This window comes from Pectobacterium sp. CHL-2024, assembly GCF_044751765.1.
Classification (GTDB): domain Bacteria; phylum Pseudomonadota; class Gammaproteobacteria; order Enterobacterales; family Enterobacteriaceae; genus Pectobacterium; species Pectobacterium brasiliense.
This window is the reverse complement of the sequence record NZ_JBIXKO010000007.1, coordinates 40,811-62,213: the sequence shown is the minus strand read 5'-3', so window position 1 is coordinate 62,213 and position 21,403 is coordinate 40,811. Positions and strand designations below refer to the sequence as shown.

Annotated in this window: 21 protein-coding genes; 10 read left to right on the top strand and 11 right to left on the bottom strand. The window is 51.6% G+C overall.

Translation table 11 applies throughout. The features are described 5' to 3' along the window. The first annotated feature begins 171 nt into the window (after positions 1–171). Both mutM and ACIPUG_RS12365 read left to right on the top strand, forming a co-directional pair. On the top strand, positions 172–981 hold the full coding sequence (gene mutM, locus ACIPUG_RS12370; protein ID WP_400338584.1) for a bifunctional DNA-formamidopyrimidine glycosylase/DNA-(apurinic or apyrimidinic site) lyase: 810 nt from the start codon (positions 172–174) through the stop codon (positions 979–981). 66 nt (positions 982–1,047) lie between these two features. Next, positions 1,048–2,022, top strand: coding sequence for a glycosyltransferase family 9 protein (locus ACIPUG_RS12365; protein ID WP_039463306.1), 975 nt, complete (start codon positions 1,048–1,050; stop codon positions 2,020–2,022). An 8-nt stretch (positions 2,023–2,030) separates the two neighbouring features. Here ACIPUG_RS12365 and coaD read toward each other — a convergent pair whose 3' ends face one another. From coaD to rfaD, 8 genes are all read right to left on the bottom strand, one after another. Beyond that, positions 2,031–2,510, bottom strand: coding sequence for a pantetheine-phosphate adenylyltransferase (gene coaD, locus ACIPUG_RS12360; RefSeq protein WP_039285138.1), 480 nt, complete (start codon positions 2,508–2,510; stop codon positions 2,031–2,033). Between the two features lie 38 nt (positions 2,511–2,548). Then, positions 2,549–3,826, bottom strand: coding sequence for a lipid IV(A) 3-deoxy-D-manno-octulosonic acid transferase (gene waaA, locus ACIPUG_RS12355; RefSeq protein ID WP_010285722.1), 1,278 nt, complete (start codon positions 3,824–3,826; stop codon positions 2,549–2,551). Between the two features lie 84 nt (positions 3,827–3,910). Next, positions 3,911–4,684, bottom strand: a complete 774-nt coding sequence (locus ACIPUG_RS12350) for a glycosyltransferase family 2 protein (protein WP_180790904.1) — start codon at positions 4,682–4,684, stop codon at positions 3,911–3,913. 143 nt (positions 4,685–4,827) lie between these two features. Next, positions 4,828–6,075, bottom strand: a complete 1,248-nt coding sequence (locus ACIPUG_RS12345) for an O-antigen ligase (RefSeq protein ID WP_039510377.1) — start codon at positions 6,073–6,075, stop codon at positions 4,828–4,830. Positions 6,076–6,136: 61 nt separating this feature from the next. Continuing rightward, positions 6,137–7,222, bottom strand: a complete 1,086-nt coding sequence (rfaQ, locus tag ACIPUG_RS12340) for a putative lipopolysaccharide heptosyltransferase III (RefSeq protein ID WP_320699131.1) — start codon at positions 7,220–7,222, stop codon at positions 6,137–6,139. A gap of 17 nt (positions 7,223–7,239) precedes the next feature. After that, complete coding sequence (rfaC, locus tag ACIPUG_RS12335; RefSeq protein WP_400338582.1) at positions 7,240–8,202, bottom strand: lipopolysaccharide heptosyltransferase RfaC; 963 nt, start codon at positions 8,200–8,202, stop codon at positions 7,240–7,242. Beyond that, a complete protein-coding gene (gene rfaF, locus ACIPUG_RS12330; protein ID WP_400338580.1) occupies positions 8,199–9,266 on the bottom strand; it encodes an ADP-heptose--LPS heptosyltransferase RfaF in 1,068 nt (355 codons plus the stop codon). The genes rfaC and rfaF overlap by 4 nt, the downstream gene beginning before the upstream one ends. 23 nt (positions 9,267–9,289) lie before the next feature. Further along, positions 9,290–10,222 (bottom strand): ADP-glyceromanno-heptose 6-epimerase, encoded by a 933-nt coding sequence (rfaD, locus tag ACIPUG_RS12325; RefSeq protein WP_014913755.1) that lies wholly within the window; start codon positions 10,220–10,222, stop codon positions 9,290–9,292. 242 nt (positions 10,223–10,464) lie between these two features. Here rfaD and ACIPUG_RS12320 point away from each other — a divergent pair, with 242 nt between their 5' ends. Both ACIPUG_RS12320 and tdh read left to right on the top strand, forming a co-directional pair. Beyond that, positions 10,465–11,661 (top strand): glycine C-acetyltransferase, encoded by a 1,197-nt coding sequence (locus tag ACIPUG_RS12320; protein ID WP_400338578.1) that lies wholly within the window; start codon positions 10,465–10,467, stop codon positions 11,659–11,661. 10 nt (positions 11,662–11,671) lie between these two features. Beyond that, entirely contained in the window at positions 11,672–12,703 is a 1,032-nt protein-coding gene (gene tdh / locus ACIPUG_RS12315) for an L-threonine 3-dehydrogenase (RefSeq protein ID WP_400338576.1), read from the top strand. Positions 12,704–12,754: 51 nt separating this feature from the next. Here the strand turns inward: tdh and ACIPUG_RS12310 are convergent, their stop codons facing one another. Together ACIPUG_RS12310 and envC are read right to left on the bottom strand one after the other, a co-directional pair. Next, positions 12,755–13,702: a divergent polysaccharide deacetylase family protein gene (locus ACIPUG_RS12310; RefSeq protein ID WP_400338574.1), complete on the bottom strand. Its 948-nt coding sequence runs from the start codon at positions 13,700–13,702 to the stop codon at positions 12,755–12,757. A gap of 2 nt (positions 13,703–13,704) precedes the next feature. Next, complete coding sequence (gene envC / locus ACIPUG_RS12305; RefSeq protein WP_039285189.1) at positions 13,705–15,006, bottom strand: murein hydrolase activator EnvC; 1,302 nt, start codon at positions 15,004–15,006, stop codon at positions 13,705–13,707. A gap of 245 nt (positions 15,007–15,251) precedes the next feature. Between envC and ACIPUG_RS12300 the strand changes: the two genes are divergently transcribed. The 6 genes from ACIPUG_RS12300 to ACIPUG_RS12275 all read left to right on the top strand — a co-directional run bounded on the left by ACIPUG_RS12300 (position 15,252) and on the right by ACIPUG_RS12275 (position 20,464). Then, the gene (locus tag ACIPUG_RS12300; RefSeq protein WP_010283734.1) at positions 15,252–15,683 is read left to right on the top strand and encodes a rhodanese-like domain-containing protein; all 432 of its coding nucleotides are present in this window, start codon (positions 15,252–15,254) and stop codon (positions 15,681–15,683) included. Positions 15,684–15,902: 219 nt separating this feature from the next. Continuing rightward, the gene (gene secB, locus ACIPUG_RS12295) at positions 15,903–16,373 is read left to right on the top strand and encodes a protein-export chaperone SecB (RefSeq protein ID WP_014913761.1); all 471 of its coding nucleotides are present in this window, start codon (positions 15,903–15,905) and stop codon (positions 16,371–16,373) included. Next, positions 16,373–17,392 carry an NAD(P)H-dependent glycerol-3-phosphate dehydrogenase gene (gpsA, locus tag ACIPUG_RS12290; protein WP_010283738.1) on the top strand — a complete coding sequence of 340 codons (1,020 nt, stop codon included), beginning with the start codon at positions 16,373–16,375 and terminating at the stop codon, positions 17,390–17,392. The genes secB and gpsA overlap by 1 nt, the downstream gene beginning before the upstream one ends. 142 nt (positions 17,393–17,534) lie before the next feature. After that, positions 17,535–18,356 carry a serine O-acetyltransferase gene (gene cysE, locus ACIPUG_RS12285; RefSeq protein ID WP_039285192.1) on the top strand — a complete coding sequence of 274 codons (822 nt, stop codon included), beginning with the start codon at positions 17,535–17,537 and terminating at the stop codon, positions 18,354–18,356. 307 nt (positions 18,357–18,663) lie between these two features. After that, positions 18,664–19,317, top strand: a complete 654-nt coding sequence (gene pagP / locus ACIPUG_RS12280) for a lipid IV(A) palmitoyltransferase PagP (protein ID WP_039498449.1) — start codon at positions 18,664–18,666, stop codon at positions 19,315–19,317. A 247-nt stretch (positions 19,318–19,564) separates the two neighbouring features. Then, positions 19,565–20,464, top strand: coding sequence for a carboxylate/amino acid/amine transporter (locus ACIPUG_RS12275; RefSeq protein WP_400338572.1), 900 nt, complete (start codon positions 19,565–19,567; stop codon positions 20,462–20,464). On the opposite strand, the gene metR is transcribed toward ACIPUG_RS12275, so the two are convergent. Further along, positions 20,370–21,305 (bottom strand): HTH-type transcriptional regulator MetR, encoded by a 936-nt coding sequence (metR, locus tag ACIPUG_RS12270; RefSeq protein WP_014913764.1) that lies wholly within the window; start codon positions 21,303–21,305, stop codon positions 20,370–20,372. The two genes, ACIPUG_RS12275 and metR, sit on opposite strands and share 95 nt — an antisense overlap. Positions 21,306–21,403 lie beyond the last annotated feature (98 nt).

Below are 21,403 nucleotides of genomic sequence, written 5' to 3'. Positions count from 1 at the left end.
CGCCACATGCCAGCCAGCATGTCGATTTGATTTAACGGTTTTGTGTTAAATACTGTGGGTAAAATACGCCAGCAGTGACTCTGTTTCTCACCATATCCCCTGTCTTGCGTGCTGTCACAGAGGGTATCCTGCTGTTTATGCTAACGTAGCCACCTTTATCAGGAGACGCACATGCCTGAATTACCTGAGGTTGAAACCAGTCGTCGGGGAATTTCACCGTATCTTGTCGATCACACCATCCTTTATGCTGAAGTGAGGAACTCGCGCCTGCGCTGGCCGGTATCGGCTGAGATTCTCTCGCTGAGCGATGAACCGGTGCTCAGCGTGCGTCGGCGGGCAAAATATCTGCTGATTGAGCTGACTCGCGGCTGGATTATTGTGCATCTCGGCATGTCTGGCAGCCTGCGGGTGTTGCCAGAATATAGCGAGCCGGAGAAACACGATCATGTTGATTTGGTGATGGACAGCGGTAAGGTGCTGCGTTACACCGATCCCCGGCGTTTTGGTGCCTGGCTGTGGACGGATAATCCAGAAACCTGCTCGGTGTTGGCGCATCTGGGGCCGGAACCACTAGAGGCGGAATTCTCTGCCGATTATCTTTATCAGGCATCACGCGGTAAAAAGACGGCAATCAAACAGTGGATTATGGATAACAAAGTCGTCGTTGGTGTAGGCAATATTTACGCGAGCGAATCGCTGTTTGCTGCGGGTATCCATCCTGACAGAGCTGCGGGATCGTTAAATGAAAATGACGCAGCCGTATTGGTGGACGTGATTAAACAGGTGCTACAGCTTTCGATTGAGCAGGGGGGCACAACACTGCGTGACTTTTTGCAATCAGACGGTAAACCCGGGTATTTCGCGCAGGAGCTGCGAGTCTATGGCCGCAACGGTGAACCTTGTCGGACATGCGGAACGCCGATAGAAACCGCGAAGCATGGACAGCGCAGCACGTTTTTCTGTCGTCGCTGCCAGAAGTAGTCGGTATTGTGGATAAAAATTCAGATAAATAACAGTGACGATAATGCTTATTAAGGGAAAGGAAGTATGCAGCGCATTTTGTTGATAAGAATCGATTTTCTAGGTGACATGGTATGCACGACAGCATTGATTCACTCTCTGAAAAGAAAATGGCCGGCTGCTGAAATCCATGTATTAGCGAACAAATATAATTCATACATACTTGAAGAAAACCCAGACATAAAAGAAGTGCATCATTATGTTTACAGTAAAAGCCGAGAGAGAAATAATCGCAGTGGTTTAATCAGCTCATTAATCGATAAATTTCTTTTGATTATGCGCTTAAAGCGTTTGAATTTCGATTTGCTGATTATTCCTAATGGCGGAATGAATAAGAATGCAATCCAGTTTGCCAGATGGATGAATGTTCCTGACTCGCGTTGGCACAAGGCTGAGACTGAGTTTGACGACCGCAATATTGAACATGTTACCAATCGACCCATAAAGCATGAAGTATTGGCGGGGTATGATTTAGTGCCTGAGCTTGGTGTAACGAGCACTGACGAACTAAAGCTTTATATTTATCCTAATCCAGAATTAAAAAAACAATGGTCAGAAAAATTAGAAAATAACGGCAAAGCGAATATCGGGTTTTTTATATCCAATAAAGCATATGAACGTCGCTGGCCGTGGGAAAACTGGTACTCACTTGCTAAGTTACTCGGCAATGATTTCAATATCATTATTTTTTCTAGTCCAGGTGAGAAGCCGGAGCAAGATGCGCTTAATGGCATTACGGTTCAGTGTATCGATACTGGAACAGTGCCTGATCTTATCGCAGCGATGAGCCAATTAGATCTGGTGGTTTCGGCTGATAGCGCACCTGTTCATCTTGGTGCGGCGTTGCAGATACCGGTTGTCGGTCTATTCGAAGCAAGACCAGAGAAATATTTGCGTTGGTATCCGATTGGTGTCAATCACGTCTTGCTCCATTCAGGCAAATGCATCGACAGCATTAGTGTGGCTGATGTCAAAGAGGCCGTCATTTCTCTTATCCCGTAAACGGATTATCAGCGGAGCTTTTCCAGTAAGGCACTAACGATGGCATCGGGTAAGAAGTGCGATACGTCACCGCCGTGACGAGCCACTTCTTTGACCAGAGAAGATGAAATAAACGACCACTCTTCTGATGGCATCAGGAACACGCTTTCGAGAGTAGGCATCAGGTGGTGATTCATTTTTGCGAGCTGGAGTTCATATTCGAAATCGGCAACGGCTCGCAAACCCCGCACAAGAATATTGGCTTTTTGCTGTTGTGCGAAGTGCACCATAAGATCGCTGAAACCGACTACTTCGACGTTCGATAAATGTTGCGTCGCACCCTTTGCCAGCGCCACGCGTTCATCCAGAGTGAAAAGTGTATGTTTGCTCGGACTGGCAGCGATGGCCAGCACCACATGGTCGAACAGTCGTGATGCACGCGTCAGCAGATCCAAATGACCATTGGTTAGTGGATCGAACGTTCCAGGATAAATCGCTTTGGTTGTCATCACGTCAGCCCTTCATTCACTGTCTTGGTAACGCTGTTTTACTGTGTCCGCTGGGGTAAATAAGGTTCCAGTAGCGTAAGCAGCATCTGTAGTGCACCCTGGTTTTGGTGTAACACTTCCACGGCATGTCGACCATAGTAAAGACGATAATCTTCGTCAGCGAGCAGTTTCCCGACTTCTTTTCCAAGTGAGTCTGCATCGGTCACGGTGATCAGTCCGTCGGCCTGATCGAGTTTGTTGCAGATGTCTTTAAAATTGAACGTGTGTGGCCCCATCAATACCGGGATAGCATGTGCTGCCGCTTCTAGCGGATTATGCCCGCCTCGTTCAACCAAGCTTCCCCCGACAAAAGCCAGATCGGCGATGCCGTATAACAGCATCAGCTCGCCCATGGTATCCCCAATGACGACCTGCGTGTTTGCAGGTGGCTGTTCACCACTGCTGCGCAGCGTGTAGGTGAACCCCAAATTCTCTGTCAGCGCCTGCGTGGTGGCGAAACGTTCTGGGTGGCGAGGCACAAGAATGAGGAGTAAGTCAGGATAGGTGGCAAGTAGCTGTCGGTGAGCGGCCAGAACGATCGCTTCTTCACCTTCGTGCGTACTGGTGGCTATCCATACCGGACGGTGTGGCGCCCATTGTCGACGTAATGTAATAGCTCGTGCCGCCAGCTCTGGCGTCACGGAAATATCAAACTTGAGGCTGCCGGTCACTTTCAGGCTGGAGCGCTTCAGACCAAGATCGATAAATCGATTCCCGTCCTCCTGATTCTGCGCAGCGACGAGGGTAATGCGCCGCAAGATATGGCGCATGAGCTTTCCGATTTTTTTATAACCCGCAGCAGAGCGTTCTGACAGTCGAGCATTCGCAATAACCAGCGGAATGTCGCGTTTATGCAGTTCCGCGATCAGATTTGGCCACAGCTCGGTTTCCATAATAATGACGATTTTCGGACGAACCTGGTCAAAAAAGCGCTTCAGGGCACAGGGTAAATCATAAGGCAGGTAAACGTGATAGACCGTGTCGCCAAACGCTGAACGCACGCGTTCGGAACCGGTTGGCGTCATGGTTGTCACCGTGATCGGCAGATTGGGATAACGATGGCGCAGCGCTCTCACTAAGGGAATGGCGGCCAGCGTTTCACCCACCGACACCGAATGCAGCATGATACCGTCTGGTTTAACCTTCTCTGCACAAAAGCCGTAACGTTCACCCCAGCGCCGACGATAGGCAGGAGCCTTGCGGCCACGAAGCCACAGGCGAAGCCAAATCAACGGTTGGATGAGGTACAGGATAATGGTGTAGAGAGTTTGTAGCATAAGGTTTACTGTTATCGGTTATCGCTAGGGTGATTTTATCGGGTTCGTGAGGATAAGGCTATGTTTGGTGGTATCACCCATTCCTCACAACTTTATATTATTACGGGACCATAACCCAGCGTATTTATTGAATGTGTACTGCGCATTAATAATTGCGAGTAGAAAACCGTATTTCCCATCCAAAAACCCCGCACGTAATACCCAAGTTTTTAAGAATGCCGAAGCAGTATGCGTAAGGATACTCAGGTAGCGACATTTTTTCCCCTGGCGGTGCCGTTCTTCCGCCCATGCTGAAGCATAGCGTAGCTGTTTCTGTTGAAAAACGGCGAAGTCTCGGCAGGTTAAATGTAATAAATCGCCTGATAGATGGCTCAATGTGGCTGAACCATAGTCAAGAGACTCGTGCACGCTGTTGTCATTATAACGGTAGTGCTGGTTTGCATAGAGGCGGATAACCTTGTCGGGATACCATCCGCTATGTTTCATAAAACGACCAAGGAAAAAATTGCGTCGTGAGCAGCAGTAAACCGTATTAGCGCCAGTGTCCGAAGCAGTGAGCACGGATTCGATTGATTGCCGTAGCTCAGATGTCACTCGTTCGTCAGCGTCAATCATGAAAATATAATCACCGCTGGCATAGCTCTGCGCGCGCTGCCGCTGCTTGCCATACCCTGGCCAATCGTCGTGCTGATAGACTTTTGCACCGTATTGATGCGCGATCTCTACCGTGTTATCTGTGCTGCCAGAATCAACGACAATAATTTCATCTGCCCACGAGACAGACTTTAGGCAATCGGCGATCAGTTCCGTTTCATTTTTGGTAATCATGACGACGGATAAACGTTTATGCGCGTTCACTATATGCCCTATGGTGTTGAAAATGATGATACAGACGAGAGAGGTGTTCTCTTGCCGTCTAAGCGTTGAACCCAATGGCACCGAGATTTTTAAGTGCCATTGGGTGAGCAGCATGATTCTAGCGTAACGCTATTCTGACGTAACTATGATGGCCTGCTGGGCTGTGGTGATTCATTTTTCTTACGTTGCACAAATGGAATATGCTTCGCCAGAAGGAGCGCGGTCAGAATGACAAACAGGTGCCCTTCCGTTGAGTCCAAAAGGAATGAGTTAAAGAGATTACCACTTAAATAAATGACCAGAAGAGTAATAAAAATGCTTTTCTCTCGAGAAGGTTGTTTCCAGGCGGCGAGAGCAAAATTGGCCATCCATAGTAAGAAGATGATAAGGCCTACGGCACCATTCTGTATCGTTTCCAGTAAATACTGGTTGTGTGGGTTATTTACGCTGTAACCTGTTTCCGGGTTGTGATACCAGAAGCTTCCTGCGCCATTGCCCAACAGCGGAGCCTGCTCAATTAATTGCGTCGCCTGTAAAATAAACGCGGTCCGTTGCCCCATTGAACTGTCACAAGCAGAATACGCATCGCCCGTTTTTTGCTGTAGACAGTTTTGTATTTCGTGGACGCCAAGCGTAATTCGTTCGGCTGCACGGTTAGGAATCGTAAATAACAGGCAAATGACGACAACGCCAGAGCCTAGTGCGAGCAGGGCCTGACGCGGTTTCAGAGAGAGCAATGCCCAAGCGCCAATACCTGCAATAAGGGCGATGTATCCGATTCTACCTTGCACCATAAACAGTATGTTGCAGCAAGCGACTAGTGCTAATAGTAGGTAACCGATCCGTCCAGATCCCTGGCTGATTCTGGCTCGCTCAAGCCAGAGAAATACGGCCATGGCCATAAAAAAGTTTTGAGTAATCTGTAGCTTAAAAACGGTCGGGTTCGCAGGGTCGATATGCCCAGGAAATAGATGAAACAAACCACCCGCTAGGCTCAGTGCAAGGACAATACCATTTCCCAATAGAAAGCCGCTGAATAACGCCTTGCTCTGTGCTGATTGGAGCACAAAGAATAAAGCAAGAGGCAGGACGTACAGCAGCTTCTTATATTTTTCGACCATCTCCGGCCCTGCCTCATGATGATGAGTGAGCAGGGAAAGTGCTAATAAGCCGGTCATCAGCGCAGGCAGAATCACCATCGGATGAATAATCATCTGGCGCCAATACTTCATATCCCGGTATTTCAAGACGCAGAGGAGCGCCAGGACCAACGCGACTTTCAACAGTTGATTCGAAAGCGGTAGAGAAAGCCCAAGTAAGAAGGCGGTAATGGTAGGGAAATTTCTCTTATCGGCGTCCGTAAGGATCGCGGGAAAAAAATCAAGTTTCATACAATCTCACAGGTGTAAAAAGCGACTTGTTGGCGTCTTCTTAATTTACAGATTAATAGGTTTAGGAAAGCCATTTGCGGGTCGCAGCAATCACGTCAGAGACCGGAATGGCATCAAGGTAACGCTCCTGTGTATTAGTATCAATTTCCTCAGGCTTGGGGAGTGGGCGATAGTCGCCAGCCCATAATAATGTGTGTGGTGCCTGCCATGGATGCCACTGTTTCAGATTACTCGGGCCAAATAGCGCAACAGAAGGTGTTTGTCGTGCAGCGGCCATGTGCATAGGTGCAGAATCAACACCAATAAATAACGTTGCTTTATCAATCAGTACCGCGAGCTGAGGTAATGCCAGCTGTCCGGTCAGATTTACGACCTGCGCTGGGTTTGCCACGTGATTAAGAATGGTTGTGGCTATCTGTAATTCTTCAGCTGATGGCCCGCCAGCAAGCACGATGCGTTGTCCCTGATTTGCCAGATGATCAATCAAGGCAGCGAAGGAGAGTGCAGACCAGGTTTTGAACGCCCAGCGAGCGCCCGGGTGGATCAATATATAGTCAGGTAAGCTGTGCTGTTCGAGTAATTGGTTAACACACTTTTCATCTTCTGGTAGCCAGCACATATTCACTGAGGTATCCGTGTCAGGAAGGCTCAGAGGCGATAGGATGGAAAGGTTATTTAAAACAGTATGTTGATCATTATGCTGCGTAGTTTCAACCAACATATCATGGCAAGATTTCCATAAGATGTTGTCTCTTTTTGGCCAATTGAAGCCAATGCTGACACCAGAAGTGAGAAACTTACAGTAAAGCGCAGCACGCCATTGATCGGAAAGGTTGATGATGAGGTCGTATTGTTGCGCCTTCAGCGTTTTCCAAAGCGTACTTTCTCCATGCAATTGTGCACGGATGCCTTCATGTTTGAGATTCCTGTCAACCGTAAAACAGGTGTTAACCGCCGGGTTACCAGAGAGCATGACCTCTGTACCGCGATAAACCAGTACATCAATCTGGGCACTCTCGTAATGCTGTTTCAGCGTCCCCAGGAGCGGGGTGGTCAACAAAACGTCACCGAAATGTCGTAGTTTGATTACCAGAATTCGCTTAACGCGTTCTCTGGAGAGCCGTTTTTCTTTCGAATGCATCTGCATTGCCAAAAACTCGTCGGTTATATAAAAGATTGTAATTGTTGAAAGATTGTTTGGGATGAAATGGTATCCATGGAATTGTCACCAGACATTTCCACCACCTGATTCATCCCGTAGCCGCCAATCAGCCCCGGGTCGGTTGGCCCATATAAGGTGATATTTGGGCGATCCAGCGCTGCCGTCAGGTGGCTAAGTCCGGTATCGACGGAAACGACGACTTTGGCGCCAGCTAATACCTCGGCGACCTGTTGCAGCGTGAGGCGTGGTAAGACGTCAACATGCGGAAAGCCTTCCGCCAGCCGTAAGGCGCGCTGGTGCTCATGCTCCGCTCCCCAGGGGAGTTTGATGCGTAATCCACTCGGTGCTAATAGAGCAATCAGTTCACGCCAGTGTGCTTCTGACCAGTGTTTTTCATCACGCGTCGTGGCGTGGAGAAACACCAGATAGCGATTGGCGTCTGCGGGTGACTGAGAGAGAAAACGCGAAGCAATCGCATAGTCGCCACGCTCGGTGGGTTTCCGATAGTTCAGGCTGGCGGCAAACAGTTCCCGTACGCGCTCGACGGCATGCTGCCGACGGCTTATTGGGTGGCGGTAGTTATAAAACCAGCTTGCCAGTGGTTCACGTGCACTTTTGCAATCCAATCCGTGCTTCTTTCCGTTGGCGAGTCGCGTAACCAGCAGCGCGCTTTTAATCAGCCCTTGCGCATCAATAACCGCATCGTAGCGATACTGGCGTAGTTGGCGTGTGAACTCTGCACGCTCCTGACGTATCGGAGCGCTGAACCAGCTTTTGCGCCAGCGGCGTATTGCGACGGGAATTACGCGAGAAACCGCCGGGTGCCAACTGGGAATTTGCGCGAAACCTTCTTCAACCACCCAGTCGAACTGGATACCGGGAATAGCCTGCATTGCATCGGTTAAGGCGGGCAGCGTATGCAGCACATCGCCCATCGACGATGTCTTCACAATCAGCACTCTCATGCGTCCGCTCCCGGAATGAGACTTTCTCTTGGAACGATATACTTATCCAGTGCGCTGAGCACGCGTTCAGGCTGAATGTCGATCAAACTCTGGTGATAACCCTGTTCGGCATCCCCTTTGCGCACTCGGTGATAGCCGGTAATCAGGCGAATCACCTCGGCCTGATGGGACAGCGGCGGGGTAAAATCGGGGCTGCTTGGGCCATAAAGCGCGACAAGCGGACGATGAAGTGCCGCCGCAACGTGCATGAGCCCAGAATCGTTGCTGACGACGGCGTGGCAGGCGGCAATGAGCACTACCGCCTGTTCCAGCGAGGTTTTCCCTGCCAGATTAGCGCAATGCTGTCGTGCCTCTTCCGTTAATCCTTGAAGGATATCGTCACAGGCCGAACGGTCATTGGCCGAACCGAACAGCGCTATCTGGTAGCCGCGCTCGATCAGTGATTGTGCCAACGCCGCATAGTGATAATGCGGCCAGCGTTTGGCGGGGCCGAACTCGGCACCGGGGCAAAAGCCGATGATGGGGCGCGCATCGCTGAGATCGAAGGCCTGCATCATGTCCGCAATTTCGGCCTGATTAACCTGCAACTGTGGCCACAGTAAAGGCTGCGGTAAGTCTTCGGCCCGACGAATACGGCTACGATCGTAGGCTAACGCAGCATAGCGCTGAACCATCATCGGAAATGCGGCTTTATCCAGCACGCGTACGTCGTTCAGCAGCCCGTAACGCATTTCGCCACGCCAGCCTGTACGCTGCGGAATGTTGGCAAAGAAGGGGACCAGCGCGGATTTAAAGGAGTTAGGCAGCACGTAAGCGCGGTCATAGCCCGCGTCGCGCAGCGATACGCCAAGACGGCGACGTTCGCCCAGCTCCAGTGCGCCGTGACCTAGCGGCATGGCTAACGCCTGATTGACTTCCGGCATCCGTGCCAGCAGCGGACGGCACCAGGCCGGTGCCATCACGTCAATGACCGCTTCCGGGTGTTCAGCCTTCAATGTGCGATAAAGGCTGTGCGACATCATCATATCGCCGACCCAGGAAGGGCCGATGACCAAAATTTTCATACCGCTTATGAATCCTTATCCGATTAAACGGTACGGTTCAGCCAGGCCATATATTCTGCCACACCTTCGGCGACGGTTTTGAACGGCTTGTCATAGCCTGCGGCACGCAAATTGGTGAGGTCGGCTTGTGTATAAGCCTGATAGCGGCCTTTCAGCTTCTCAGGGAACTCGATGTATTCCACGCTGCCTTTTTTATGGAAGGCGAGGGTGGCGTCCGCGACAGCCTGGAAGGATTCGGCGCGACCAGTACCGCAGTTGAAGATGCCGGAAACACCGTTTTGCCAGAACCACAGATTGACGGCCGCGACATCACCGACGTAGATGAAGTCACGTTGGAAGTTCTCGCTACCGGAGAACAGCTTCGGATTTTCACCCTGATTAATCTGGTTATTCAGGTGGAATGCGACGCTCGCCATGCTGCCTTTATGGCCTTCGCGCGGTCCGTAGACGTTGAAATAGCGGAAACCGCAGATCTGCGATTCAGCTTCTGGAAGAATTTCACGCACGTACTGGTCGAACAGGAATTTGGAGTAGCCATAGACGTTCAGCGGCTGCTCGTATTGACGCTCTTCGATAAAGTTATCGTTGCGACCGCCATAGGTTGCGGCAGAAGAGGCATACAGGAACGGAATGTTGCGATCGAGGCAGTAATGCAGCACGTCTTTGGAATACTGATAGTTGTTATCCATCATGTATTTGCCATCCCACTCGGTGGTGGAAGAGCAAGCGCCTTCATGGAATACGGCATCGATATCGCCCAGATCGTCACCTGCAACGATGCTGGCGATGAAATCTTCTTTATCCACGTAATCTGCGATGTCCAGATCGACCAGATTGGCGAACTTGGTGCCGTCTTTCAGGTTATCGACAACCAGAATGTCCCGATAGCCGATGTCATTCAGAGATTTTACGATATTGCTGCCGATAAAACCGGCACCGCCAGTAACGATAATCATGGGCGCGACCTTTATTAATCTTGCCGGTGAGGCACCGCGCCCCACACTGTTTATGACCGCTATAATAGCATTTCATTTTACTGCAAGCAGCCAGAGCTTAATTTATCCCGTGTTGCTCCCACGTTTTTAAGATGATTCAGGCCGTGACGAAGCCAGCATTTTCAGACTGTTTACCCCGCATTTCTGCCCACATCCGCTAGCTTAAAAACCATAACGCAATCTTTTTATGGGAGAGTGACGCTATGCCTGCCGCGTTTTATCAACAACTTACTGCACAAATTATGGCTGCACGCACCGAAGGGGTGTTTAAGGAGGAGCGCATCATTACCTCTGCGCAGCAGGCTGAAATCGAGGTGATGGACAGCAACCACCTGCTCAACTTCTGTGCCAATAATTATCTTGGTCTGGCGGACAGCCCTGAGCTGATTGCCGCTGCAAAAGCCGGATTGGACAGCCACGGTTTTGGTATGGCATCGGTGCGCTTTATTTGTGGAACGCAGGATATCCACAAACAGCTGGAGCGTAAGCTGGCGGAGTTTCTGGGAATAGACGATGCGATTCTCTATTCCTCTTGTTTTGATGCTAACGGTGGGCTGTTTGAAACGCTGATGGGGCCGGAGGATGCGATTATTTCCGATGCGCTCAATCATGCCTCAATCATCGACGGTATTCGGCTATCGAAGGCGCGGCGCTACCGCTATGCCAATAACGATATGAGCCAACTGGAAGCACAGCTGCAACTGGCCAGAGCGGAAGGGGCAAGACACGTCATGATTGCCACCGACGGCGTTTTTTCGATGGATGGCGTCATTGCCGATTTGCAGGGGATTTGCGATCTGGCGGATCGCTATGATGCGTTAGTGATGGTGGATGATTCGCATGCGGTGGGATTTGTGGGCGAACAAGGGCGCGGAACGCATGAACGCTGCGGAGTGATGGATCGCGTTGACATCATCACCGGGACGTTGGGCAAAGCGCTGGGTGGCGCATCGGGCGGTTATACGGCGGGCAAGCATGAGGTGATCGACTGGCTGCGCCAGCGTTCTCGACCCTATCTATTTTCCAACTCGCTCGCCCCTGCCATTGTCACCGCGTCGCTCAGGGTATTGGGCTTGCTGGAACAGAGCGGCGAACGGCGTGAGCGTCTGTGGGCAAATGCCCGTCTGTTCCGTGAAAAGATGACGGCCGCAGGGTTCACGCTAGCGGGAGCCGATCACGCCATTATTCCCGTCATGTTGGGTGAGGCACAGCTGGCACAGGATTTTGCGCAGGCGCTACAGCGGGAAGGTGTTTATGTCGCCGGCTTTTTCTATCCCGTTGTCCCCCTCGGTCAGGCGCGTATTCGCACCCAAATGTCGGCCGCCCATACGCCGCAGCAAATCGAATTCGCCGTCGAGGCGTTTATCCGCGTGGGTAAACGTCTGGGTGTGATCATCTGAGGAAACCATCATGAAAGCATTGGCAAAACTGCGGCCGGAAGAAGGCATCTGGATGGTGGACTCGCCCACGCCGGAGCTCGGGCATAACGACATCATGATTAAAATCCGCAAAAGCGCGATCTGCGGAACAGATGTGCATATCTATAACTGGGACGAATGGTCGCAGAAGACGATTCCCGTTCCGATGGTCGTCGGGCATGAGTACGTTGGCGAAATTGTCGCTATCGGTCAGGAAGTTAACGGTTTTCATATTGGCGATCGGGTCTCTGGCGAAGGGCATATTACCTGCGGCTACTGTCGCAACTGCCGTGCCGGACGGCGTCATTTATGCCGTAATGCTATCGGCGTCGGGGTAAACCGTCCCGGTTCATTCGCGGAGTATCTGGTGATTCCTGCGTACAACGCGTTTCGCATTCCCGACAATATTTCTGATGAGCTGGCCGCCATTTTCGATCCCTTCGGCAACGCGGTGCATACCGCACTGTCCTTCGATTTAGTGGGGGAAGATGTCTTGATCGCTGGCGCAGGGCCGATAGGCATGATGGCGGCGGCGGTATGTCGCCACGTTGGTGCAAGGAATGTCGTGATTACCGATGTGAATGCGTACCGTCTGGATCTTGCCAGTAAAATGGGGGCCACGCGCGTCGTCAATGTGGCGCAGGAAAATCTGGCGGACGTGATGATCGAACTGGGCATGACCGAGGGGTTTGATATCGGTCTGGAGATGTCGGGTGCGCCATCGGCCTTTCGCGCTATGCTGAAAGCGATGAATCACGGTGGGCGCATCGCTATGCTGGGTATTCCGCACGAACCGATGTCGATTGACTGGGGAGAGGTGATTTTTAAGGGATTGTTTATCAAAGGGATCTACGGACGAGAAATGTTCGAAACCTGGTACAAGATGTCGGCGCTGATTCAGTCTGGACTGGATTTGTCACCGATTATCACCCACCGCTTTCACATTGATGAATTTCAGAAAGGGTTCGATGCCATGCGCTCGGGTCAGTCGGGCAAGGTGATTCTCAATTGGGATGAGACATAACCCTGCCGAGGCGAACCCGCGCGATGGCAAAAGAGAATGTGCACTCAGAGATTACGGCTGTTTGGGCGCTTCGGTCTCACCTGAAGCAATCCAGGTCTGCCAGCGGTGCTTGATAAATAGCACGGGGGCGCTTTCCCGAATGCTGCTGCTCACCAGTTTGAAGAACACATCGTTCTTCACCGGTTCCGGCGGCTGTTTGACTTGGCACTGCGGTATACCGCGGAACGGATTACGTGGTTTGACTGGCTGCTGCGGCTGAGGCTCATACTGCCGCGTCGGCTCATTCAGCAACTGGCTGGGGCGGACTAAGACAATATCGGTATCCAGCGTGGGCAACATCTGCTGTAAGACGCGGATGGTTGAAGGATGTGGGTGCCCGATAGCGATGGCAGAACCGCTGCGGCGGGCAATTTGCACCGCACGGGTAAACTGTTTGCGAATCTCGGCTTCGTTTTGCGAGTCATCCAAAAAGACTTTGCGTTTGATGACCTTAACGTTCGTTCCAGCCGCGGCCTGGCTTGATTGGCTGCTGCCAATGGTCATGCTATCGAGGAAATAGAGCTGGTAGGCGCTCAGCGCCTGCATGACTTTTTGCATACCCGGCAGGCTGGCGGTCATCGCGCTGCCCATATGGTTATTCAACCCCACAGCGTAAGGCACGTTATTAACCGATTGGCGGATAATGCGCTGAATTTCTTCGCTGCTCATGTCTGGGCGTAACGTATCGCGCTCCAGCGGCTGCTTGCTCATCGGTGCCATCGGCAGATGGATCAGCACTTCTCGCCCTTGCTGGTGAGCTTTGGTCGCCATTTCACGGGCGTACGGCGCGTTGGGTAATACCGCGATGGAAATCGCCGTCGGCATTGCCAGAATCTGGTTCTCATTATGCGGACGATAGCCGAAATCATCGATAACGATGGAAAGTTTTCCGGCCAGTGCCAAAGGAGACAGGGCGAGCAGACTCAACGCCAATAGTGGTGTTTTGGTTAAATAAGACAAGACTATCTTCCCAGCCAAGGTTGTGGATTGACCGCCTGACCCTGGCGACGGATTTCAAAATACAGTCCAGGCTGACTCTGCCCGCCGCTGGTGCCGACCAGCGCAATGGGTTGGCCTGCCTTGACCTGAGCGCCAACGGAAACCAATGCGCTCTGGTTATAACCGTACAGGCTCATATCGCCTTTACCATGCTGCACAACAACGACCAGCCCGTAGCCCTGTAGCCAGTCGGCCATCAGTACGGTTCCGTCGGCGATCGCCTTCACTTCCGTTCCTTCCGGTGCGGTAATCACCATACCTTTCCAGCGCAGCTCGCCCTGCAACGGTTCACCGAAACGATGCTCAATACGTCCATTAACTGGCCAGATGGCTTGACCTGAAGGTCGCCCTAAACCGCCGGTTCGAGCCATGAGTGAGCGTTCACCTTCAGTCGGTTTGTAACTGCTGCCGCTGCGTTTGGCCTGCTCTTCTTTAGCGCGAACTTTGGCGGCCTCGCGCGCTTCCCGTTCGGCACGGGCTTTCGCTTCTCGCTCAGCGCGGGCGATCTGATCGCGCAACCGCGTTTCATTCTGGCGCAGTTCCGTCAACTGTTGCTGATCTTTTTCCAGCGAACTTTCCAGCGTCGACAGCGTTTTCTTGCGATCGGACTGTGCTTGCTCCAGCGTCTGCTGTTGCTGCTGTTGGTCGCCCAGCAGCGTTTTTTGCTGTGCTTGTTTTTGTTCCAACTGACGCTTTTGGTCAGCCAGCTCTACGCGCGTTTGCTGCAATTCGTGGATAGATTTCTGCCGTGCTTCATTCAGGTAGCCAAAGTAGGCGAGGATGCGCTCGTTGCGCTGGCTCTCTTCTCCGCTCAGCATTAATTGCAGTGCGCTGTGCTGACCTTGCCGGAAGGCGGCGTCAAGCTGACGGGAAAGTAGCGTTTGTTGCTTATCCTGCTGAGATTGCAGTTTTGCGATAGAGGCGCTGAGGCTGGTTAATTCTTTATTGAGCGTGGACAGCGTATTGCGCGTTTCATGCAGTTGACGACTGGCCTGAGAGATGGACTGCTCCTGCTTTTTCAACTGCTGGACTAAGGCACTGCGCTGCTTTTGTTGTTCTTGAACGCTTTTTTCTTTCGCGGCGATATCTTGTTGCAGGGTCTTAAGCTGTGCCTGATTATCTTCAGCCTGGCTGAGCGCGGGCAACAGCAAAACGCCAACGCAGAGTGCGCTGACGCAGCGGGTGAGTAGCCTTTGTAATGCGGATAAATGGCGATCCGCGCTACATGCTACTCGACTCTGTACAAATAACGCGTTTTTACTCATAGCGGTGAATTATTCCACGATGAACAGCAGCTTACCAGTTGTCTCTTGTCTGATTTCTATTTCCAGACGTGACAAGCATGGCACAAAGGTGGGCGTCTGGGCGCATCAATATAGAGATAAATGGAAAGCTCGCCGCAGATTCGATACGCTATATTGGCTTACTGGCTGTAATTGCCGTATCGCGCAGGTATACTCAGGAACCTTATATTTTTGTTGCTTAACTGATCCGGGAGTCGTTACACCCCATGCAAGAGATTATGCCATTCATTAGCAAGCACCCTATTTTGAGCATTTCCTGGGTTGCCCTGTTGGTTGCGGTCATTGTGCTTACTGTGAAGAGTAAACTGTCGAACGTGAAGGAAGTGGTTCGCGGTGAAGCGATCCGACTGATTAATAAAGAAGAGGCTGTCGTCGTTGATATCCGTAACCGTGACGACTATCGCCGTGGCCATATTGCCAGCGCATTTAACCTGTTGCCGAACGACATCAAGAACGGCAGCGTAGGTGAACTTGAAAAACATAAGTCGCAGCCGATTATCGTGGTATGCGCCAACGGTCTCTCTTCACGCGAAGCAGCCGAGAATTTGCACAAAGCCGGTTTTGAGCGTGTGCAGGTACTGAAAGACGGTCTGGCTGGCTGGAGCGGTGAGAATCTGCCTTTAGTCCGCGGCAAATAAAACGGTTTGTGGTAAAACTATCCGCATCGTGCCAAGTGTATCAATCATACACCGTGAAAATGGTGGCGATTTTGCAGGATAACCGACAGGCTGATTGCAGTACTACCGTTATTGCAACTACAGTGATTGCAGTATGACAATGACAGAAATGTGCTGACGTCCGCCCACTTATGACGACGGAAGACGTCAAGAGAATCTAACAAAAGGGTATTACTTAACATGTCTGAACAAAACAACACAGAAATGGCTTTCCAAATCCAGCGTATCTACACCAAAGATATCTCTTTTGAAGCGCCGAATGCGCCTCAGGTGTTCCAGCAGGAATGGCAGCCGGAAGTAAAACTGGATCTGGATACGGCCTCTAGCCAACTGGCTGATGATATCTATGAAGTCGTACTGCGCGTGACCGTAACGGCTTCTCTGGGTGAAGAAACTGCATTTCTGTGTGAAGTTCAGCAAGGTGGTATCTTTACCGTTGGCGGTATCGAAGGAACTCAACTGGCGCACTGCCTGGGCGCATACTGCCCGAACATTCTGTTCCCTTACGCGCGTGAGTGCATCACCAGTCTGGTTTCTCGCGGTACCTTCCCGCAACTGAACCTGGCACCGGTTAACTTTGATGCACTGTTCATGAATTACCTGCAGCAGCAGACCGAAGGTGAAGGCGCTGCGCAGCATCAGGATGCCTGATGAACGCGTCTGACGCTTCAATGACCGTCATCGGTGCCGGTTCGTACGGCACCGCGTTGGCCATTACGCTGGCGCGTAATGGCCATAGAGTCGTGCTGTGGGGTCACAACCCTGTGCACATTCAGGCGTTACAGGCCGCTCGCTGTAATCAGGCATTCCTGCCGGATGTGCCTTTCCCTGATTCGCTACAGTTGGAAACCAACCTCGCGCAGGCGCTTGCTGCCAGCAGAAACGTGCTGGTCGTTGTGCCGAGCCATGTGTTCGGCGATGTCTTGCGTCAATTGAAACCTCACTTGCGTGCCGATGCGCGTATCGTGTGGGCGACCAAAGGGCTGGAAGCGGAAACGGGACGCTTGTTGCAAGATGTCGCACGCGAAGCGTTGGGCGAAACCATCCCGCTTGCAGTGGTATCCGGCCCGACATTTGCCAAAGAATTAGCGGCAGGCATGCCGACGGCGATTGCACTGGCATCAACGGACAGTGAATTTGCTGACGATCTGCAACGGCTGCTGCACTGTGGGAAGAGCTTCCGCGTTTACAGCAACCCCGATTTTATCGGCGTGCAGCTGGGCGGTGCGGTGAAAAACGTCATAGCGATCGGTGCCGGGATGTCTGACGGCATTGGGTTTGGCGCGAATGCGCGTACCGCGTTGATCACCCGCGGGCTGGCAGAAATGACCCGGCTTGGTGCGGCGCTGGGTGCGGATCCTACCACCTTCATGGGGATGGCGGGGCTTGGCGATCTGGTGTTGACCTGTACTGATAATCAGTCCCGTAACCGGCGCTTCGGCATGATGCTGGGGCAGGGAATGGATGTACAGAGCGCGCAGGATAGCATTGGTCAGGTGGTTGAAGGGTATCGCAATACGAAAGAGGTGCTGGCATTAGCACAGCGCTACGGCGTTGAAATGCCAATTACTGAGCAACTCTGGCAGGTGCTGTATTGTGGGAAAGACGCCCGAGAGGCGGCGCTGAGCCTATTGGGGCGCACGCGTAAAGACGAAACCGCCAGGTTATAAAACACGTCGTTCTATGCTGGGCTTCCTAATCCTGGAGGCTCATAGTATCTTCATTTTCTTGTATACGAGCGGTGGCGCTAATCAACCCGCTGTTTGAGAACAGATATACGTTGTGGTGTGTGGTATCTCGGAGAGTAAGGCAATGTCGACAGAAGAACTGGAACTGGTCTGGACCAATATCAAGGCAGAAGCGCGCAGTCTCGCAGACTGTGAACCGATGCTGGCCAGCTTTTTTCATGCCACATTGCTGAAGCACGAAAATCTGGGTAGCGCATTGAGCTACATGCTAGCGAACAAACTGGCAAATGCGATCATGCCTGCGATTGCTATTCGTGAAGTTGTGGAAGAAGCCTACCGCGCCGATCCACAGATGATCGTTTCTGCTGCGCGCGATATTCAGGCCGTTTGCCTGCGCGACCCAGCGGTGGATAAATATTCGACGCCGCTGCTCTACCTGAAAGGGTTTCATGCATTACAAGCTTACCGCATTGGTCACTGGCTTTGGTCGCAGGATCGTAAAGCGCTGGCGGTCTATTTCCAGAATCAGATCTCGGTTTCTTTCGGTGTTGATATTCACCCGGCGGCGAGAATCGGCTGCGGGATCATGCTCGATCACGCAACGGGCATTGTGATCGGCGAAACGGCTGTCGTTGAAAACGATGTTTCCATTCTGCAATCCGTGACGCTGGGCGGTACGGGTAAAACGAGTGGCGATCGTCACCCTAAAATTCGCGAAGGCGTGATGATTGGCGCTGGCGCGAAAATTCTGGGGAACATTGAGGTTGGCTGTGGCGCGAAAATTGGCGCTGGTTCTGTCGTGTTGCAATCGGTGCCTCCACATACGACGGCAGCTGGTGTTCCGGCTCGTATCGTCGGCCGCCCGGAAAGCGATAAACCTGCTATGGATATGGACCAGTATTTCAACGGGGTCAATCGCGGCTTCGAATATGGCGATGGTATCTAGCCCCGTTGTGTAGGCGATTCACCGTTCTGTCTATCTATCTCGAACGTGTCTCAACCAGAATATAAGCCACCGATAAATAAGGTGGTTTTTTGTTATTTCGGCTAAGAAACGTCTGAAAGCACCTCTGAACTCGTTATCTATTTAAGTACAGTTACTGTTTATCCCTTCATAATAGGCTGGCTTAGTTTCCCGTCTATATAGGCAGATGACGTAAACTGAACTATATATTCTGGTAAGAACCAAAAATAGCTTTGTCTGGATCACCTTTGTTTGAATGGAATCGTGACGCTGTTACAGAGAACCTTATATGTATTTGAAGCGAATTTTAATCACGTTGAGTTTGATTACACTACCCGTTGTCCCTTTTTTGAGTTACGCAGCAGAAAGCATAAATAATGTAGGGATAAATAATACAAGCAGCACGGCAAATCTCGCACCTGTCGCGGTTGATTCCAGTGAGTCGGCGTCGGATAAGCAGGATGAAAGCTGGTGGCAGAGAAGTAAAAATAATCTGTCTACGACCTGGAATTCGCCGCAGAGCCACGATATTTATATCCCGGCGATCACCTGGCATAACCGCTGGACGTACGATAAAGAAAAGACGGATAGGTACAATGAAAGACCATGGGGCGCGGGCTACGGTGTTTCCCGTCTGGATAAGGATGGGGACTGGCACGGGCTTTATCTCATGGCATTCAAAGACTCCTACAACAAATGGGAGCCTATCGGTGGCTATGGCTATGAAAAGCGCTGGCGGCCAACCAGCGATCAGGATTTTCAGCTGGGTCTGGGCTTTACGGCGGGTTTCACGATGCGTGATAACTGGAACTATATTCCAATTCCCGTCTTATTACCTTTGGCATCAATAAGCTACAGCAAGCTCTCTTTCCAGGCAACTTACATTCCCGGAACATACAATAACGGTAATGTATTCTTCGCCTGGTTCAGATGGCAGATTTAATTGCTCAGTCACAGGGTCTCTTTATTTTATAAAAAGAGGCCCTATTTTTTGCTAAAAGAGTAGCACTGACAGAATATATTTAATGACGTGGATGCACCCTGCTAAAGGTTATTTCACGTCACCCCTCCCCGTTGTGAAGATTATTTTTCGTTTGTTTACTATTCACCCTCATGTAAACCATATTGCCTGAAATTCATTCAGTCATCTCCGTTACAATGGCGATACTTTTTTCTCAGTGGATGCTGTTGTGCCATTACTTACTATCACCACTATTTTGTGGGCATTTTCATTCAGCCTGATTGGCGAATATCTGGCGGGTCAGGTTGATAGCTGGTTTTCTGCGATGTTCCGCCTGACGGCGGCGGCAGTGGTGTTTTTGCCGTTCCTACGCCTGCGGGGTTACACGCCGCGCGTCATTTTCTTGTATATGTTAGTGGGTGCTTGCCAACTGGGTATCATGTACCTGTTCGTATTCCAGGCTTACCTGTACCTGACCGTACCTGAGTTTTTACTCTTTACGGTGATGACGCCGCTATACGTCACGCTGATTTACGATCTGCTTGCCCGACAGCGCCTGCGCTGGGGTTACGTGATGAGCGCGCTGCTGGCAGTATTCGGGGCGGCGGTGATCCACTATCACGGCGTGAGTGAGCATTTCTGGTGGGGATTCCTGCTGGTTCAGGCGGCGAACGTGTGTTTTGCTGCGGGTCAGGTGGGTTATAAGCGCCTGATGGAACTCTATCCTGTGCCGCAGCACTGCGCGTTTTCCTGGTTTTACCTGGGGGCGGCAATCGTGACGATAATCGCGTGGCTGCTCTTCGGTAATCTGGATAAATTACCCACCACAACCTTGCAGTGGGGTGTTCTGCTCTGGCTTGGGGTTGGCGCTTCTGGCCTGGGTTATTTTATGTGGAACTACGGCGCAACTCAGGTCGATGCCGGAACGCTTAGCATAATGAACAACTTTCACGTGCCGGCTGGACTCTTGGTCAACTTCGCTATCTGGCATAAAACGCCAGACTGGCTGAGCTTTATCGTAGGGACGATAATTATTACGTCCTCACTGTGGGTACACCAGCGTTGGGTCGTGAAGCGTCCTTTACAAACGGTAAGTGCTCACAAGCGTGCTGACGCGCCGAACGAATAAACGCATCAATCACCGGTTGGCGCTGCTCTCCGTCACGGACGGCAGCGTACAACCGGCTCCACAGCCCGTCACCCAGCGATTTAGTCACAATCAGCCCCTGACGCTCGAAGCTTTCCACCACCCAGTGCGGTAGCGCGGCGATGCCCATGCGGGCGGCGACCATCTGAATCAGCAGCAGCGTATTATCCACGCTTTTCAGCGTCGGACTGATGCCTGCCGGTTGCAAAAAGTGACGCCAGACGTCCAGTCGTTGCCGCTGTACTGGATAGATCATCAGAGTCTCGGCGGTGAAATCCTCCGGTTCAATTTTCTCTTTTCCTGCCAGCGGATGGTCGGGAGCCAGTACCAGCCTGACTTCAAAATCAAACAGAGGTGAATAGTGCAGACCGCTGCGCGGCATGATGTCGGAGGTCATAACCAGATCCAGCTCGCCTTGTTGAAGCGCTGGCTGAGGATCGAACGTCACGCCTGATTTAAAGTCCATCGCCACCTGCGGCCAGTGCTGATGGAACTCGTCTAGCGCAGGCGTCAGCCACTGAATACAGCTATGGCACTCAATAGCCAGACGCAGCGTGGTTTGGTGCGGCTCATGGCACGACTGCAACGCCTGCTGGATTTGCGGTAACACCTGCTCTGCCAGCTGCAACAGAATTTCTCCCTGAGGCGTAAAGCGCAGCGGCTGGCTTTTACGCACGAATAGCCTGAACCCAAGGCGCTGCTCCAGATCGCTGAACTGGTGGGATAACGCCGATTGAGTTTGGTGAAGTGCAGAGGCAGCGGCGGCTAACGATCCGGTATTGCGCAGTGCTTGCAGCGTTCGCAGGTGTTTGAATTCGATCATGAGAGTCCTTCACAGTGACAGTGAATAAATTGCGCTTGTGCTTACTACACTACCTGCGGATTATGGATGTGTAAACATCTGGACGGCTAAATGAGGAA